The organism is Chromobacterium rhizoryzae (genome assembly GCF_020544465.1).
Classification (GTDB): Bacteria; Pseudomonadota; Gammaproteobacteria; order Burkholderiales; family Chromobacteriaceae; genus Chromobacterium.
In genome coordinates this window covers 1,578,065-1,595,089 of the sequence record NZ_CP066126.1, presented here as the reverse complement: position 1 = coordinate 1,595,089, position 17,025 = coordinate 1,578,065, and the positions used below count along the sequence as shown (strand labels likewise).

Genomic DNA, 17,025 nt, shown 5'->3' with positions numbered 1-17,025 from the left:
CCTCAATCCATCTGAATGGCGGGACGGCCATCTGGCCCCTTCTCGCCACCTAACTCTTTTGCGTTGACTACACGCCCCCTCTCCCCCGCTCCTCTCCCCTTGCGGGAGAGGGGTTGGGGAGAGGGGGCGCTCTTAAAACACCATGCCGGGAGACAGCTGCGCCGGCACGGTCAGGCTGTCGCATTCCAGCGAGGCCACCGGGTAGGCGCAGTAGTCGGCGGCGTAATAGGCGCTGGCGCGATGGTTGCCGGAGGCGCCGACGCCGCCGAAGGGCGCGGCGCTGGACGCGCCGGTCAAGGGCTTGTTCCAGTTCACCACGCCGGCGCGGCTTTCCAGCAGATAGCGTTCGTACAGCGCGCGCTCGTCGGACAGCACGCCGCCGGCCAGGCCGAAGCGGGTGTCGTTGGCGATGGCGATGGCCTGATCGAAATCGGCGTAGCGTATCACTTGCAGCAGCGGGCCGAAGTATTCCTCGTCCGGACGCGCGGCGGCGGTGGTGTCGATGATGCCCGGGCTCAGCAGCGCCGCGTCCGGCGTCAAGCGGCGCATCTCCAGCAGCGCCTTGCCGCCGGCCGCCAGCATCGCGGCCTGGGCTTGCAGCAGCGCCTCGGCGGCGGCGCTGGAGATCACCGCGCCCATGAAGGGCGCCGGTTCGGCGTCGTATTTGCCGACGCGCAGCTTGGCCGCCACCTCCACCAGCCGCGCCAGCAGCGCGTCGCCCCAGGCGCCTTGCGGCAGCAGCAGCCGGCGCGCACAAGTGCAGCGCTGGCCGGCGGAGACGAAGGCGGACTGGACGATGTGGTGGACAGCGGCGTCGATGTCCTGGACACCCTCCACGATCAGCGGATTGTTGCCGCCCATTTCCAAGGCCAGGATCTTGTCCGGATGGCCGGCGAAGTTCTTGTGCAGCAGCGCGCCGGTGGCGGAACTGCCGGTGAAGAACAGGCCGTCGATGCCGGCGTGGCCGGCCAAGGCCGCGCCGGTGTCGCGCGCGCCTTGCAGCAGCGCGATCACGCCGGCCGGCAGGCCGGCTTCGGCCCACAAGCGCACCGTTTCCTGCGCCGTCCACGGCGTCAGTTCGGACGGCTTGAAGATCACCGCGTTGCCGGCCAAGAGCGCCGGCACGATGTGGCCGTTGGGCAGGTGGCCGGGGAAGTTATAAGGGCCGAACACCGCCACCACGCCGTGCGGCTTGTGGCGCAGCACCGCCTGGGCGTCGCCCATGGCGGCGGCGCGTTCGCCGGTGCGCTCGTGGTAGGACTTCAGCGAGATGTCCACCTTGTTGACCATGGTGGTCACTTCGGTCTGCGCTTCCCACAAGGGCTTGCCGGTTTCCTGGGCGATGACGCGGGCCAGCGCGTCCTTATTGGCGCTCAGGAGTTCGCCAAAGCGCTTGGCCACCGCCACGCGCGCGTCCAGCGGCGTGCGCGCCCAGTGCTTGAACGCGGCGCGGCCGGCGGCCACAGCGGCGTCCACCTGGGCGGCGTCGGCGGCGCGGCCCTGCCATAGCGGGCTATTGTCGGCCGGATTGGTTTTGCTCAGCGCCGCGCCGGCGCCTTCCTGCCACTGACCGTTGATGAATAAGCTGCTCACTATGCATTCTCCTTGGGGTAGAGCGCGACGCAGCGCAGATGGCCGCCCTCTTCCACGTTCAGCGCCTGCGCCTGTTCCGGCGTCAGCAGGATTTCATGGGTGGGCGCCAGCGTCTCGGCCAGGACGGCGCGGAAGCCGGCCAGCGAGTCGTTGGACACCAGGTAGAAGTTCTTGTCGCCTTCCGGCAGCGGGTCCGCCAGCCGCGCCGCGACCGTCGCGCTTTCCTTCACCGCGCGGATTTCGCTGGTATAGGTCTGCACCGTCGGGCCGGCGTCGAAGATGTCGACATAGCCCTCGTAGCGGAAGCCTTCGGATTCCAGCATCGCCACCGCCGGGCGGGTGTTTTCATGGGTCTGGCCGATCACCGCCTGCGCCTCCGGCGGCAGGAAGTCGATGTAGACCGGATGCTTGGGCATCAGCTCGGCGACGAAGGCCTTCTGGCCGACGCCGGTCAGGTAATCGGCGTGGGCGAAGTCTATGGAGAAGAAGTGGCGGCCCAGACCCTCCCAGAACGGCGAGCGGCCGGCCTCGTCGGACACGCCGCGCATCTCGGCCACCACCAGCTTGCCGAACAGCTGCGGGAACTGCGCCAGGAACAGGAAGCGGCTCTTGGACAGCAGGCCGCCGTTGCGGTTGGCGCGGTAGTCCGGGTGCAGGAACAGCGTGCACAGCTCGGAATAGCCGGTGTGGTCGTTGGACAGGAACAAGGTGTCGTGGCGCGAATACACGCCCAACTCCTCGGACGCGTGGACGATGGTGCCGACGCGGTAGTTGTACCACGGCTCCTTCAGGCCCACCGCGGCTTCCAGCGCGCAGATGCCGGCGATGGCGCCGGTGGCGCCGTCTTCCATCACGAAGACATAGCCTTGGTCGGCCTTGTCCAGCTCGCCGGCGAAAGACAGCACCGAGCGGGCGATGCGGCGCGACAGCCGCTCTTCGTTGACCGGCAGCGAGGTCAGGCCGACGCCGGCGCTGCGCGCCAGATTCATCAGGCCGTCCAGGTCCTTGTGGGCTACGGGGCGGATGAACATCATGCTGCGGACTCCTTCTGCTGCAAACCGGCCACTTGAACCTGGCCGCCGCTGGCGAGACCCAGCGCGCGGGCGGCGTCGGGATTGATGAAGGCCACGCCGTCCACCACCGCCACGCGGCACACCGCGGCGGCGAACTCGCTGGACTCCAGATTGCTCAACAACTGCGGCTGCGCCTGCTCCGGCAGGCTGGCCAGCACTTCCACCGGGTAGCAGCGGCTGTTTTCCAGCGTTTTCAGCCGGTCCACCTCGGCGGTCAGCACCGCGCCGCCGTCGAAGATGTCGATATAGTTGTCGGCTTCGAAACCCTCGTTGCACAGCAGCTGGCAGGAGCGCTCGAAGCTGGCGTGGATCTGGCCGATGGCGTGCTGCGCCTCGTCCGGCAGCAAGGGCACGTAGATCGGATAGCTGGGCATCAGCTCGGCGATGAAGGTCTTGCTGTGGCTGACGAAGGCCTGTTCCACCTGCAGGAAATCCATATTGAAGAAGCGGCGGCCGATGGCGTTCCAGAACGGCGACTGGCCGGCGTCGTCGTGAATGCCCTGCATCTCCGCGATCACGCGGCGGCCGAAGCGCTCGCGCTTGCTGGCGATGAAGAGCAGCCGGGCGCGCGACAGCAGCTCGGCGGCCAAGGTCTCCAGATGGCCGTCCACGTAGAAGCCGCACAGCTGCACCATGCCGGTCAGGTCGTGGCACATATTCAGCACGTGCACGCGGTTGTTGACCTTCAGCGCGCGCGAGGCATGCACGAAGATTTCGCTGCGGTAGCTGTAGAAGGGCTCGTCGAAGCCGGCGGAAGCGTTGATGGACGCGGTGCCCAGCACCTGGCCGCCCTCCTCCAGCACGAACATATAGTATTCGCAGCCGGAGTCGCCGGTGGCCTCGTGCTCGAAGGCGGACACGGACTGCTGGATACGCTCGAACAGCTTTTCCCGGTTATTGGGCAAGCTGGTGACGCCGATGCCGCTGGCCACCGCCATGCGTTCGATGGCGGGCAGATCGGAGGTGCGGACGGGACGCACTGTAAGCATGGGACATCTCCCCTATCGCTGAAATCCGGCCGGGCCGCGGCGAGACCGCGGCGCAGCATCACCCGCGCGCCTGCCAGGGGCGGGAGCGTGGGCGGATAACGGTATTGTGTCTTGGAGCAAGGGCGGCCGGCGGCCGCCCGGAATCAGTGCCGCGGGCGCTTATCGACCGGCGACCAGTTCGGCGATGGCCGCGTCGAAACGCGCCAGGCCTTCGTCGATGTCCTGATCCTCGATCACCAGCGACGGCGCCAGGCGCACCACGCTCAAACCGGCCACCAGCAACATCAGGCCCTGCTTTTCAGCGGCTTTCAGGAACTCCTTGGCGCGGCCGGCGTAAGCGTCGGTCAGCACGCAGCCCAGCAGCAGGCCCATGCCGCGCACGGTCTTGAACACCTGGTATTTGGCGTTGATCGCGTTCAGGCCGTCGACGAAGCGCTGGTGCTTGGCGCGCACGCCGTCCAGCACCGCCGGCTCCTTGACCAGTTCCAGCACCTTGTGCGCCACCGCGCAGGCCAGCGGGTTGCCGCCGTAGGTGGAGCCATGGGTGCCGATGCCGAAGCTCTTGGCCACTTTCTCGGTGGTCAGCATCGCGCCGATCGGGAAGCCGCCGCCTATACCCTTGGCGGAGCTGAGGATGTCCGGGGTCACGCCGTATTCCTGATAGGCGAACAGCGAACCGGTGCGGCCGACGCCGCTTTGCACTTCATCGAACACCAAGAGCGCATTGTGCTGGTCGCACAGCTGGCGCGCGGCTTCCAGAAAGGCCTTGTCGGCCGGCATCACGCCGCCCTCGCCCTGGATGGGTTCGATCACCACCGCACAGGTCTGGTCGGAGATGGCCGCTTTCAGCGATTCGATGTCGTTGTATTCGAAGTGGGCGATGCCGCCCGGCACCGGGCCGAAGCCTTCGGTGTACTTGGGCTGGCCGCCGACGCTGACGGTGAACAGGGTGCGGCCGTGGAAGGAGTTCTTGCAGGCCAGGATCTGGTTCTTTTCCGGGCCGAAGTGATCGGAACCGTATTTGCGCGCCAGCTTGAAGGCGGCTTCATTGGCTTCCGCTCCGGAGTTGCAGAAGAACACGCGCTCGGCGAAGGTGGACTCGGTCAGCAGCTTGCCCAGCTTCAAGGCCGGCTCGTTGGTGAACACATTGGACACGTGCCACAGCTTGGAAGCCTGCTCGGTCAAGGCCGCCACCAGCTGCGGGTGGCAATGGCCCAGCGAGTTGACGGCGATGCCGCCGGCGAAATCGATGAATTCGCGGCCGCTCTGGTCCCATACGCGGGAACCCAGGCCCTTGACCGGGATGAAACCGGCCGGACCGTAATTGGGGACCATGACCTGGTCGAAATCGGCGCGCGTTACAGTATTGCTCATCTTGATGGTTCCCTTCCTGCTCTATCGTCGTTTCTTATCCGTATCATGAAATCCCAAGCGGCTGGCCGGACCGGTCGTGATGCCGGCTTTATCGATGATTTCATGAAGTTTCAATGATTCTAAGGTAAGCCCGTCGCAAATCCATATCCGGTTTGCGACACCGGCGTATACATTCTTTGATACAGCGCAATAAATTTTGTCCGACAACATCCATTACAGAGGTCAACTGTGCTCAATCCGGCTGTAAACGCCGCCCTCCGGCGCGCTGCGGGATCATCAAGATAGATCAACTCTATTGTCTTATCAACGCCGGGAAACCGCTCATCCATGAAAAACGCCCGGGCCGGCGGCCCGAGCGTCCTTACCTTGCCCGCATCGGCGCTCAGTCGCCGCCGCGCGCCTCCTGCCGGCTAAAGCGCGCACCGTCGCCGCTGACGCCGCGCCAATAAGGCGCTTCCGCGCCCAGGCCCGGCCGGTACGGCGTCCAGTTGCGCCCGTCCGGCGAGAACTGCAGCGCCTGGCCGGGGAACTCCGTCAGCACCGCCGCCGCCCCGCTCGCCAGGCCCGGCGGCGCGATGCGCAGACCGATGCCGGCGCGCTCCAGCTTGGCCGCCTCGCGCCAGCCCAGCACTGCGGCGAACTGCTGCCAATCCCGGTTCAAGGCCGCGCGGTCCACCAGATGGCTGACGCCCAGCTGATAACGCTCGCCCTGACGATAAGGCCGTTCCCAGCCCGCGCGGTGCCAGGCGCGCTCGGCCAATGCCAGCAGCCGCGGATAGGCCATGTATTCAAACTGGGCGTCGCTGCGCATCACCTCGCTCCAGGCCTGGCCCTGGATGCCGGCGAAGCCCGCCGACGCGGCCTCGCTGGGCACTTCGAAAGCCTTGCCCTGACGGTCCGTCATCACCTCGGCGTTCTGCGGCAGATTGTCCGGCGCGAAGCTGAACACCTTATAGCTGTCGGTGGCGCGCGAGGCCCAGTAATAGCCGCGTTCCTTGGGGTTCAACTCATAGGGGAAGTCGAAGTACAAATAATCCGGCATCGCCAGCACGGTCTCAAAACCCTTGTTGGCGAACTCGTGCGCTTCCTTGGCCGCGCCCCAGAACAAGGCGTCCCACTCGGTCACCATCACCTTGGCGGTGGCGAAGTCCTTGGGCGATTTCGCGCCCTTCAAACCGTCCTGCCAGGCGCCCATCGTGGCGATGCCGTGCCGCGCCAGGATGCGGCTGACGTCCTCGGCGAACTGCAAGGGCAGATCGGCGACGGTTTTCCCCGGCCGCTCCGCCAGCAGCGCGCGGCAGGCCGGCGAGCGCGCCCAGGGCTTGTCCTGCTCCGCCAGCTTGATCTTGCCCTTGCCGGGGTCCTGGCCGGACAGGTCCTGGAAACCACCGCCCAGCAAGATGTTCTTGGCCTCGTCGCCGCCAAAGTGCCAGACCGCCAGCGGCGCGCCGGCCTCGCGGTGCATGGCGGCCACTTCCGACACCACTTTGTCGACGAAGCGCGGCACGCCGGGCACGCAGGGATTGACATAGGTGTGACGGTCGTAGAATTGCACCGACAAGGTGTTGGAACGGTCTTGCGGATCGATCAGCCGGTAGGCGGAGGCGGCTTCCGGCTGCTCCAACTGGCTGAGGTGGCGATAACGCCGCTCCATCGCCATCACCGCCGCGCGCGCGTGCGCCGGCATGTCGATTTCCGGAATCACCTCGATGAAGCGCGCCTTGGCGTAACGCAGCAATTCCACATACTGCTCGCGGCTCAAATAGCCGCCGCCGGAACGGTTGTCCGGACCGGACCCCAGTTGCGGCAGCAGGCAGCGGTCCTCGTTCAGATCGTGACAGCGGCGCGCGCCGACCTCGGTCAATTCCGGCAGGCCGTTGATCTGCAAGCGCCAGCCTTCATCGTCGGACAGATGCAGATGCAGCTTGTTGAGCTTGTAGGCGGCCATCTGCTCGATCAGGCGCTTGAGCGTGGCCGGCTGACGGAAATTGCGCGCCACGTCCACCATGAAGCCGCGGTGCGCGTAGCGCGGCGCGTCCTCCACCGTCAGCGTCGGGATCTCGCCGCCGCCTTGCGGCATCAGGCCCAGCAGGGTCTGCGCGCCGTAGAACAGGCCGGCGGCGTCATGCGCGTCTATGCGCGCGCCGCCGCGCCCCACCCGCAAGCGGTAACCGCCGGCGACGGCGATGTCGGCCGGCAAGCCCTTGACCACCGCGCCGCTGACCGGCAGGCCCTGTCCGGCCAGGCCCAGCTGGCGGCTGCGTTGCGCCAGCGCCGCGCGCGCGTCCGGAGCCAGCGCCGGCAGCCGCCAGCTCAGCCCCGCGGCCGCCGTCTTGCCGCCGTCCGGCTTGACCCGCAGCGCGGCGGGAATCACCCGCGCGGCCACATCGGCGGCGGCCAGTTGCGGGCCGCGGCGCGCGAATTCGCGATAACGCTCGGCGGCGTCCATCAGGGGCCGCGCCTCGCCCGCCGGCGACTTCCATTCATCGCCCGGCAGCGGCAGCAGATAGCTGGCGTCGTCGTCGTCATTGCGCGCCAGCACCGCCGGCGCCTGGCCGTCGATTACCAGATAGGGCCGCGGCAACACGTCGCTGTTGTGCAACATCCAATACTCGGCCACCAAGGGCAGTTCCAGCTTGGCGCCGGCGGCGATGCCGGCGAAGCCCGGCTTGGGCGTCAGCCGGTACAGATCGCCGGTCAGATGGCTCAATTCGAAGTCAGGGCTGTCCAGCTTCAGCAGCCGCCGGATGCTGTGCAGGTACAAGGTCCAGTCCTTGGCCGGCACCGCGGACCGGCCATGGTTTTGCAGGATCAGCCGCCCTTTCAGGCAACTGCCCCAGTCCGCGCCCAGTTCCACGCAGCGCGCGCCGGCCGCCGCGCCCTTATTGCTGTCCACCGCCACCGCCAGCGACAGGTCCCGCGCCATCGCCGCGACATCCGGCTGCGCCCAAGCCAGCGCGCTGGCCGACAACAGGCCCGCCGCCAATAGTTGTTTCGTCCTCATGCTCACCTCTGCGATTTGCGTGGCGCGCCGCGCGGCGAAACGCTATCGCCGCGACTCCCAATCGTCATCCGCATGCCACCGTGGGCACAGGCTAACTGGTATTAATGTGGTATTCAATGCTCAAGATCAAAATCGCGCATCGCCCTGGCCGACTGCTAGCATGATGATGGCGGAATGCAAAGATGTGTGAAGCCGGGGAACGCCCGCGCCGTACCGCCGGTCTAGCCGCGGTTGCCGCAAGCATCGCCGCAAGCCTCATACCCCATGAAACAGGAACGCCTCATGCGCAAGACCCTCACCTTCGGCCTGCTGTTGCTGGCCGCCCTGCCCGCTCTGGCCCAGGACGCCGCGGCCCCGCAAACCGTGTTCAGCCTGCCGCTGACCGCCTTCAAGGCCGCGGACCGCGACGCCTCGCAAAAGCTGTACCGGGCGCCGGACGCGCAGCTGAGCGCTTACAAATCCATCGTGGTGGAACCGCTGTACTTCATGCGCCACCAGGCTGACGGCGATTGGCAATTGCTGCAGAGCGGCGAGGAAAACCGGATCGCCGCCTATTTTCAGCGGCGGATGACCGAGGAATTGCACAAGGTCGGCATTCCGGTCAGCCGCGAGGCGCTGCCGGACAGCGCCCGCCTGCGCGTGGCCGTCACCGGCATGGCTCAGGAACGGCCGGGCGTGGAGCCGCTGGACATCCTGCCGATCAAGGCGGTGTTCAATCTGGGCCGGCTGGCCGCCGGCAAGGAACCCTATCTGACCAAGGTGGCCAGCATGGGACAACTGGAAGACGCCAATAACGGCAAGCTGCTGGCCGGCAGCGTCAATCTGCGCAAAAGCGACAAGAGCCGCCAGCGCGGCGAGGCGGTCAAGCTGGAGAGCCTAGAAAGCCTGATCGACGACTGGTGCCGCGACAGCGCCCGGCTATTGGCGCGCGGCATGGCCATCAAGCCGGCCCAGCCCTGAGAGCCGGCTTACGATCTGCTGCGCGTCGTGGAGCCTTACACGGTGTGTACGGCTTCAGAATGCTCATACACCACTTGCACACTCCGCTTACGCCTTGTCTCGCCTTAGCTCGCGAGATCGTAAACAGCCCCTGAGAACCAAGCCAAAACACGCCGAGGCGCAAAGCGCTCGGCGTGCGCGGCAATGACTAAGCCCACCCGGCGGGCGCCGAGCCATAGCGTTGATGATAGCGCCCAAGCAACGCGAGCAAATCATCGAAACTCGCCTGCAAGGCGGTGGAGGAAATGGCGATCGGACTGCCATAGCATATGAAATTGAAATGGCTGAATAGCCTCGCCACCGGCCCCAGCCGGCTCAGGTACTTGCCCGGCGCTCTCACCTTGATGATCAAAAACTGCTGACCGCGCCCCGCCGAGACTTCCCAGCCCACGATATCCGTCCATGCGATCAAGCCGACGGCGATCTGGCTGGAATGGTCCGACAGCCCCTGCGCGTTGAACACCAGGGCCGGCTTGCGCTGCAGGCATTGACGCAGGCCTAGCAGGCAGCAAGCGCCGAAGAAGACCATCGCCGCGCCTCCGGCGCCATAACGCCGGACCAGGCTGATATCCGTGTCCGGCGCAGTCCACATCGCATAGCCGACGGCGACAAAAGCCAGGCCGGCGACGATCAGCAACAGCACCTTGCCGCCGCCGAACTCAATACGCGTCTCATCCATCGCGCTCATCTCGCAGTCGTAAAAAACCCCCTGCCATGGCAGGGGGTGATGCTAGCCGGCGGCCGCTCCGCATCGGAGCGGCGCTCAGGCTGGCTTACTGGGTTTTCAGACCGAAGGAATCGGCAGTCGCCTGCGCGGTCTTGGCTTCTTCTTCCAGCAGGGCCTTGATGGACAGGCGGATGCGGCCGCGGTCGTCCATTTCGATGGCCTTGACCTTCACGACCTGGCCTTCTTTCAGATAGTCGGCCACGTTCTTGATGCGCTCGTTGGCGATCTGGGAAATGTGGACCAGACCATCTTTGCCCGGCAGGATGGACACGATGGCGCCGACGTTGTTGTCGAGGATCTTGACCACGGTGCCTTCGTACACCTTGCCCACTTCCACTTCAACGGTGATCTCTTCGATGCGCTTCTTGGCGGCTTCCGCGCCTTCGTTGCTGACCGAAGCGATGGTGATGGTGCCGTCTTCCTCGATATTGATCTCGCAGCCGGTGTCCTTGGTGATGGAGCGGATGGTTTCGCCGCCCTTGCCGATCACTTCGCGGATCTTGTCCGGGTTGATCTTCATCACGTACAGACGCGGAGCGTGAGCGGACAGCTCTTGCGGGCCGTCCACGGCTTCCTTCATCAGACCCAGGATGTGCATGCGGCCTTCTTTGGCCTGATCCAGCGCCACCTGCATGATTTCCTTGGTGATGCCCTGGATCTTGATGTCCATCTGCAGCGCGGTCACGCCTGCGGCGGTACCGGCCACTTTGAAGTCCATGTCGCCCAGGTGATCTTCATCGCCCAGGATGTCGGTCAGCACCGCGAAGCGGTTGCCTTCCAGGATCAGACCCATGGCGATGCCGGCCACGTGCGCCTTCAGCGGCACGCCGGCGGACAGCAGCGACAGGCAGCCGCCGCACACGGAAGCCATCGACGAGGAGCCGTTGGATTCGGTGATTTCCGACACCACGCGCATCGAGTAGCCGAATTCCGATTCCGGCGGCAGCACGGCAACCAGCGCGCGCTTGGCCAGGCGGCCGTGGCCGATTTCACGGCGCTTCGGCGGGCCCATGCGGCCGGCTTCGCCGGTGGAGTACGGCGGGAAGTTGTAATGCAGCATGAAGCGCTCGGTGTATTCGCCGGCCAGCGCGTCGATGATCTGCTCGTCCTGCTTGGTGCCCAGCGTGGTCACCACCATGGCTTGGGTTTCGCCGCGGGTGAACAGCGCGGAACCGTGGGTGCGCGGCAGCACGTTGTTGCGGATGCTGATCGGGCGCACGGTGCGGGTGTCGCGACCGTCGATGCGCGCATCGCCGGCCAGGATCTGGCCGCGAACGATTTCGGCTTCCAGGCCCTTGAAGATGCCCTTGATCTCATTGGCCTTCAGGGTGTCGGTGTTTTCGTCGATCAGACCGGCTTTGACCGCGCTCCAGGCTTCGTTGATGGCCACGGTGCGGGCTTGCTTCTGACGCAGGCGGAAGGCGTTGGCCAGTTGCTCGCCGGCGATGGCGCGCACTTGGGCGATCAGCGCCTCATCGGCCACCGGAGCGGCCCAGTCGAACATCACCGGGTTCACTTCGTCGGCCAGTTCGTTGATGGCCTTGATCGCGGCTTGCATCTGCTCGTGACCGAACACCACGGCGCCCAGCATCACGGCTTCCGGCAGTTCCTTGGCTTCGGATTCCACCATCAGCACCGCGCGCTCGGTGCCGGCGACCACCAGATCCATTTCGGACGCGGCCAGCTCGGTGCGAGTCGGGTTCAGGATGTATTCGCCATTGGCGTAGCCCACGCGGGCGGCGCCGATCGGGCCGGCGAACGGCAGGCCGGAAATGGCCAGAGCGGCGGAAGCGCCGATCATCGCCGGAACATCGGAATCCACTTCAGGATTCAGCGACATCACGGTGGCGACGATCTGCACGTCGTGGAAGAAGCCTTCCGGGAACAGCGGGCGGATCGGACGGTCGATCAGGCGGCTGGTCAGCACTTCCTTCTCGGACTGCTTGCCTTCGCGCTTGAAGAAGCCGCCCGGGATCTTGCCGGCGGCGTAGGTGCGCTCCAGGTAGTCCACGGTCAGCGGGAAGAAGTCCTGGCCCGGCTTGACGTTCTTGCCGCCCACCACGGAGACCAGCACGACGGTGTCTTCAACGGAGACGATGACGGAACCAGACGCCTGACGGGCGACTTCGCCGGTTTCCAGGGTGACGGTGTGACGGCCGTACTGGAAAGACTTGGTGATTTTATTGAACACAGGGTTTCCCTATTTCTTTGTGTGTGACAAATAATCGCAAGCCGAAAAAACAACGGGAACCCCTAAAAATTCCGACCAACAGCGCCGATCCGAATTTTTAGAGGCTCCCCCCGTTGTTACAGCAATAATGCTCGCGATCTTGCATGCGGCATGAAAAAGTCGCAGCACGCTGCGACTTTTCCAAAACCCAACCTTACTTGCGCAGGCCCAGGCGAGCGATCAATGCGCGATAGCTATCGGCATCGGTGCGCTTCAGGTAATCCAGCAGACGACGGCGACGGCTTACCAGCTTCAACAGGCCACGACGGCTGTGGTGGTCCTTGGTGTTGGCTTTGAAGTGCGGGGTCAGGTCGTTGATGCGAGCGGTCAACAGAGCCACTTGCACTTCGGACGAACCGGTGTCGCCTTCGCTGCGCTGGAAGTCTTTAACGATGTCTGCTTTTTGAGCGGCGGTCATTGCCATTTGGGGTAACTCCAAATTATCAGTAGGGGTCTTTCAACCCGACAAGTGCAGCGAGCAGCCAAGGCCGAAACCCTCGCAACCCATCAACACTCCGGTAAAGCGGCCTTGCGGCCGTCGGCGTTCAAGACGTCGCCGTCTTGCTCGCCAGGAGCCGGATCGGATGCAGGCGACCATCGTCGCGCGCCTCGCCCAGCCCCAAGAATTCCCGGCTTCCCTCGCGGTAAATCCGGAAACGCTGCATTTTCGCACATTTTTCGGTAAAACGCACGGGCTGTCCGTGCATGAATTTACCGGCCTCCTCGGCCGCCAGTTCCACCTCGGGCAGATGGCGCACCAGGATGTCCGCCGGCAACAGCAAGGCCTCGCGCTGCGGCATTTCCAGCGCTTCGATATCCGCCAGTTGCAAGGCCTCGTCCAGCGAAAAACCGCCGGTGGCAGTGCGGCGCAGGCCGGTCAGATGCGCGCCGCAGCCCAGGGCTTCGCCGATGTCGCAGGCCAGGGTGCGGATATAGGTGCCCTTGCTGCACAGCACCTCGATCACCGCGGTGTCGCCGTCCAGGCTGATCAACTCCAGCTTGCGGATATGCACCCGCCGCGCCTCGCGTTCGATTTCGATGCCGGCGCGCGCGTACTCGTACAAGGGCTTGCCCTGGTGCTTGAGCGCCGAATACATCGGCGGCACCTGGGAAATTTCGCCGCGGAAGGCCGCCATCGCCGCCAGCAGGCCGTCGCGGTCGAAAGCCGCCGGACGTTCGGACACCACTTCGCCCTCCACGTCGCCGGTGGTGGTCACCACGCCGAACTTCACCGTGGCGCGGTAGCCCTTGTCCGCGTCCAGCAGATAGGAGGAAAACTTGGTGGCCTCGCCCAGGCAGACCGGCAGCAGGCCGGTGGCCAGCGGGTCCAGCACGCCGGTATGGCCGGCCTTGGCGGCGTTCAGCAGCCAGCGCGCCTTTTGCAGCGCGCCGTTGCTGGAGATGTCGTAAGGCTTGTCGATCAGCAGCACGCCGTCTATCAGGCGGCGATTGCTGCGCGGCTTGCTCATTCCTTGCCCTCGGCGCCGTCCTCGCCGGCCGCGGCTTCCTGGCCGCCGAACTTCTCGGCGTCCTCGCGCGCCACCTGATTGATCAGGCTGGTCATATGCATGCCGCGCTCCACCGATTCGTCGTAGACGAAGTGCAGCTGCGGCGTGGTGAAGATCTTGATGCTGCGGCCCAGCTCGGAGCGCAGATAGCCGGCCGAGCTTTCCAGCGCCTCCTGGGTGGCTTCGCGCGTCTTCTCGTCCATCACGGTGTAGAACACCTTGGCGTGCGAATAATCGCGGGTCACTTGCACCAGGGTGATGGTGATCCAACCGGCGCGCGGATCTTTCAGGCCCTTGCGGGTCAGTTCCGCCAGTTCGCGCTGAATCTGCTCGGCGATGCGGTCGGAACGGGAGAAACCTTTTTTGGCTTTGGCCATAGCATTTCCAATAAATTGATTAATTAGCCACGGAAGCACACGGAACGGCACGGAAAGCGCGCATCGGCGGCGCTCCCCCTTGTCCACCGAATCAGGCCCCCTCATTCAGCGCCATTCATTCCGTGTACTTCCGTGGCTAATTCAAACAAGAAAAAAGGCGAGCGCCCGCCGACCTCACGGTCAGACCGGCGCCCGCCCTTGGCGTCTCGCTTACAGAGAGCGCGCCACTTCCACGATTTCGAACGCTTCCAGTTGGTCGCCTTCTTGGATGTCGTTGAAGTTTTTCAGCATCAGGCCGCATTCGTAGCCCTGCTTCACTTCCTTCACGTCGTCCTTGAAGCGCTTCAGGGAATCCAGTTCGCCGGTGTGCACCACCACGTGATTGCGGATCAGACGGATCGAAGCGGTGCGCTTGATCATGCCGTCGGTCACCATGCAACCCGCGATATTGCCCACCTTGGACACCGGGATCACCTGACGGATTTCCACCGTGCCCAGGATCTGTTCTTTCTTCTCCGGAGCCAGCATGCCGGACAGCGCCGCTTTCACTTCGTCCACCGCATCATAGATGATGTTGTAGTAGCGGATGTCCACGCCTTCGCTCTCCGCCAGCTTGCGGGCGGCGGCGTCGGCACGGGTGTTGAAGCCGATCACGATGGCCTTGGAGGCGATCGCCAGGTTGACGTCGGATTCCGAGATGCCGCCCACGCCGGAGTGCAGGATGCCCACGCGCACTTCGTCGGTGGACAGCTTTTGCAAGCTGCCGGCCAGCGCTTCGTAGGAACCTTGCATGTCGGCCTTGATGATGATGGACAGGGTTTGCACCTCGCCCTCCGCCATCTGCGCGAACATATTCTCCAGCTTGGCCGCTTGCTGCTTGGCCAGACGCACGTCGCGGAACTTGCCGGCGCGGAACAGGGCGATTTCACGCGCCTTCTTCTCGTCGGTCAGCACCATCGCGTCTTCGCCGGCTTGCGGCACGTCGGACAGACCCAGGATCTCCACCGGAATCGCCGGACCGGCGGATTCGATGGCCTTGCCGTTTTCGTCCATCATGGCGCGGACGCGGCCGAAGGCGGTGCCGGCCAGTACCACGTCGCCCTTCTTCAGGGTGCCGGATTGAACCAGCAAGGTGGCCACCGGGCCGCGGCCCTTGTCGAGGCGAGCCTCGACGATGATGCCCTTGGCCGGCGCTTCCACCGGAGCCTTCAGCTCCAGCACTTCGGCTTGCAGCAGGATGGCTTCCAGCAGCGCGTCGATGTTCTGGCCCATTTTGGCCGACACTTCGACGAACTGAGTGTCGCCGCCCCAGTCTTCCGGCACCACTTCATGCGATACCAGTTCCTGACGGATGCGCTCGACGTTGGCGCCCTGCTTGTCGATCTTGTTCACCGCCACCACCATCGGCACCTTGGCCGCTTTGGCGTGGTGGATGGCTTCGATGGTCTGCGGCATCACGCCGTCGTCGGCCGCCACCACCAGCACCACGATGTCGGTGGCCTTGGCGCCGCGGGCACGCATCGCGGTAAACGCTTCGTGACCCGGGGTGTCCAGGAAGGTGATCATGCCGCGCGGGGTTTCCACGTGGTAAGCGCCGATGTGCTGAGTAATGCCGCCGGCTTCGCCCGCGGCGACCTTGGCGCGGCGGATGTAGTCCAGCAGCGAGGTCTTGCCGTGGTCGACGTGACCCATCACGGTCACCACCGGGGAGCGCGGCAACTCGGCCACTTCCACGGTTTCGCCGCCGCCCAGCTCCAGGTAGGCTTCCGGATCGTCGGCCTGAGCCGCCTTCGGCACGTGACCCATTTCTTCCACCACGATCATCGCGGTTTCCTGGTCCAGCACCTGGTTGATGGTCACCATCATGCCCATCTTCATCAGCGCCTTGATCACCTCGACGGCCTTGACGGCCATCTTGTGCGCCAGATCGGCGACGGAAATGGTTTCCGGCACCAGCACTTCATGCACGATGGGTTCGGTCGGCGCCTGGAAGGCGTGCTGATTGTTCTGCTTGTGACGGTTTTTGCCGCCGCGGGATTTCCAGTCGTTGCCGGCATCGCCGCCCTTGGTCCTCAGACCGCGGCCGCCCTTCTTGCCGTCGTCCCAGCGATCGCCGCCCTTCTTGTTGCCGCCGCCTTTCTTGGCGTCGGGACGGCCGGCCACGGTGGCCGGCACCGCAGGGGCGCCGGGCGCGCCGGCAGCAGCCGGGCGCGGACCGCGGTTATCGCCAGCCGGACGCGGGCCGCGGTTGTCGCCAGCCGGACGCGGACCACGGTTGTCGCCAGCCGGGCGCGGGCCGCGGTTGTCGCCAGCCGGGCGCGGGCCACGGTTGTCGCCAGCCGGGCGCGGGCCGCGGTTGTCGCCGGCGCCGGCCGGACGACGGTCGTCGCGGCGCGGTTCTTCGCGGCGAGCCGGCGGCTCAGCGGCGCGCACCGGCTCGGGAGCCGGCGGCGGTTGCAAGGCGGCCTGGCGCGCGGCCTGGCGGCGCTCTTCGCGCTCGATCTTTTCGCGCATCAGCGCTTCCTGACGGGCGCGGAAAGCGGCCTGGCGCTTTTCCTCGGCTTCGCGAGCGGCGATTTCTTCCGGGCTCAGGATGGAGGCCACGGTCGGACGCTGCGCCGGAGCGGCCGGCTTGGGAGCGGCCGGTTTGGCGGCTTCCTGGCGCGGCGCTTCAGCCGGCTTGGGCTCGGGCTTGGCTTCCGCGGCTTGCGGAGCCGGTTCCGGCTTGGGCTCGGGCTTGATTTCCGGTTTCGGTTCGGGCTTGGCTTCCACCGCCGGAGCCGGCGCCGGTTCCGGCGCCTTCACCGGCTCGGCCGGGCTGGACTCGGCCGCGGCGGGCTGAGCCGCGGACGCCTCTTCCGGACGCACCACGAAGCGCTTCTTGCGGGTCTCCACCTTGACGGTGCTGCCGTCGGCGGTCTTGATCTCGCTGGTGGACTTGCGCGTCAGGGCGATGCGCGACTCTTCGTCGCGCGCGCCGTGGGAGCGCTTCAGATAGTCAAGAAGCTGGGACTTGTCTTGCGCGGATAGCGCGTCATCCGGCGAGCGTTTGCTCACGCCGGCCGCGCCCAGCTGTTCCAGCAGGCGTTCCGGTGTGAGGTTAAGCTCACTGGCAAATTGTTTTACGTTTGTCAAAACCATGCGTCTTCCC

Annotated in this window: 12 protein-coding genes; 1 reads left to right on the top strand and 11 read right to left on the bottom strand. The window is 65.5% G+C overall.

The window, feature by feature from the left end:
* Positions 1 to 132: 132 nt before the first annotated feature.
* From astD to JC616_RS07265, 5 genes are all read right to left on the bottom strand, one after another.
* Entirely contained in the window at positions 133 to 1,593 is a 1,461-nt protein-coding gene (gene astD, locus JC616_RS07285; RefSeq protein ID WP_227107501.1) for a succinylglutamate-semialdehyde dehydrogenase, read from the bottom strand.
* The gene (astA, locus tag JC616_RS07280) at positions 1,593 to 2,627 is read right to left on the bottom strand and encodes an arginine N-succinyltransferase (protein ID WP_107800111.1); all 1,035 of its coding nucleotides are present in this window, start codon (positions 2,625 to 2,627) and stop codon (positions 1,593 to 1,595) included. The genes astD and astA overlap by 1 nt, the downstream gene beginning before the upstream one ends.
* Complete coding sequence (gene aruF / locus JC616_RS07275) at positions 2,624 to 3,655, bottom strand: arginine/ornithine succinyltransferase subunit alpha (RefSeq protein WP_107800112.1); 1,032 nt, start codon at positions 3,653 to 3,655, stop codon at positions 2,624 to 2,626. Before aruF ends, astA begins: the two co-directional genes overlap by 4 nt.
* Positions 3,656 to 3,814: 159 nt before the next feature.
* Entirely contained in the window at positions 3,815 to 5,029 is a 1,215-nt protein-coding gene (locus JC616_RS07270) for an aspartate aminotransferase family protein (RefSeq protein WP_227107499.1), read from the bottom strand.
* A gap of 382 nt (positions 5,030 to 5,411) precedes the next feature.
* Complete coding sequence (locus JC616_RS07265; protein ID WP_227107497.1) at positions 5,412 to 8,033, bottom strand: family 20 glycosylhydrolase; 2,622 nt, start codon at positions 8,031 to 8,033, stop codon at positions 5,412 to 5,414.
* 282 nt (positions 8,034 to 8,315) lie between these two features.
* On the opposite strand from JC616_RS07265, the gene JC616_RS07260 reads away from it, so the two are divergent.
* Complete coding sequence (locus JC616_RS07260; protein ID WP_227107495.1) at positions 8,316 to 8,993, top strand: DUF3313 domain-containing protein; 678 nt, start codon at positions 8,316 to 8,318, stop codon at positions 8,991 to 8,993.
* Between the two features lie 187 nt (positions 8,994 to 9,180).
* Here JC616_RS07260 and JC616_RS07255 read toward each other — a convergent pair whose 3' ends face one another.
* The 6 genes from JC616_RS07255 to infB form a co-directional block, all read right to left on the bottom strand.
* On the bottom strand, positions 9,181 to 9,720 hold the full coding sequence (locus JC616_RS07255) for an STM3941 family protein (protein WP_227107494.1): 540 nt from the start codon (positions 9,718 to 9,720) through the stop codon (positions 9,181 to 9,183).
* A gap of 85 nt (positions 9,721 to 9,805) precedes the next feature.
* On the bottom strand, positions 9,806 to 11,950 hold the full coding sequence (gene pnp, locus JC616_RS07250) for a polyribonucleotide nucleotidyltransferase (protein ID WP_107800117.1): 2,145 nt from the start codon (positions 11,948 to 11,950) through the stop codon (positions 9,806 to 9,808).
* A 193-nt stretch (positions 11,951 to 12,143) separates the two neighbouring features.
* Positions 12,144 to 12,413, bottom strand: coding sequence for a 30S ribosomal protein S15 (gene rpsO, locus JC616_RS07245; protein ID WP_019104449.1), 270 nt, complete (start codon positions 12,411 to 12,413; stop codon positions 12,144 to 12,146).
* Positions 12,414 to 12,534: 121 nt separating this feature from the next.
* Complete coding sequence (truB, locus tag JC616_RS07240; RefSeq protein WP_227107492.1) at positions 12,535 to 13,458, bottom strand: tRNA pseudouridine(55) synthase TruB; 924 nt, start codon at positions 13,456 to 13,458, stop codon at positions 12,535 to 12,537.
* Positions 13,455 to 13,874 (bottom strand): 30S ribosome-binding factor RbfA, encoded by a 420-nt coding sequence (gene rbfA / locus JC616_RS07235; RefSeq protein WP_107800119.1) that lies wholly within the window; start codon positions 13,872 to 13,874, stop codon positions 13,455 to 13,457. The genes truB and rbfA overlap by 4 nt, the downstream gene beginning before the upstream one ends.
* Before the next feature lie 210 nt (positions 13,875 to 14,084).
* Positions 14,085 to 17,015, bottom strand: coding sequence for a translation initiation factor IF-2 (gene infB / locus JC616_RS07230; protein ID WP_227107490.1), 2,931 nt, complete (start codon positions 17,013 to 17,015; stop codon positions 14,085 to 14,087).
* Positions 17,016 to 17,025: the final 10 nt, after the last annotated feature.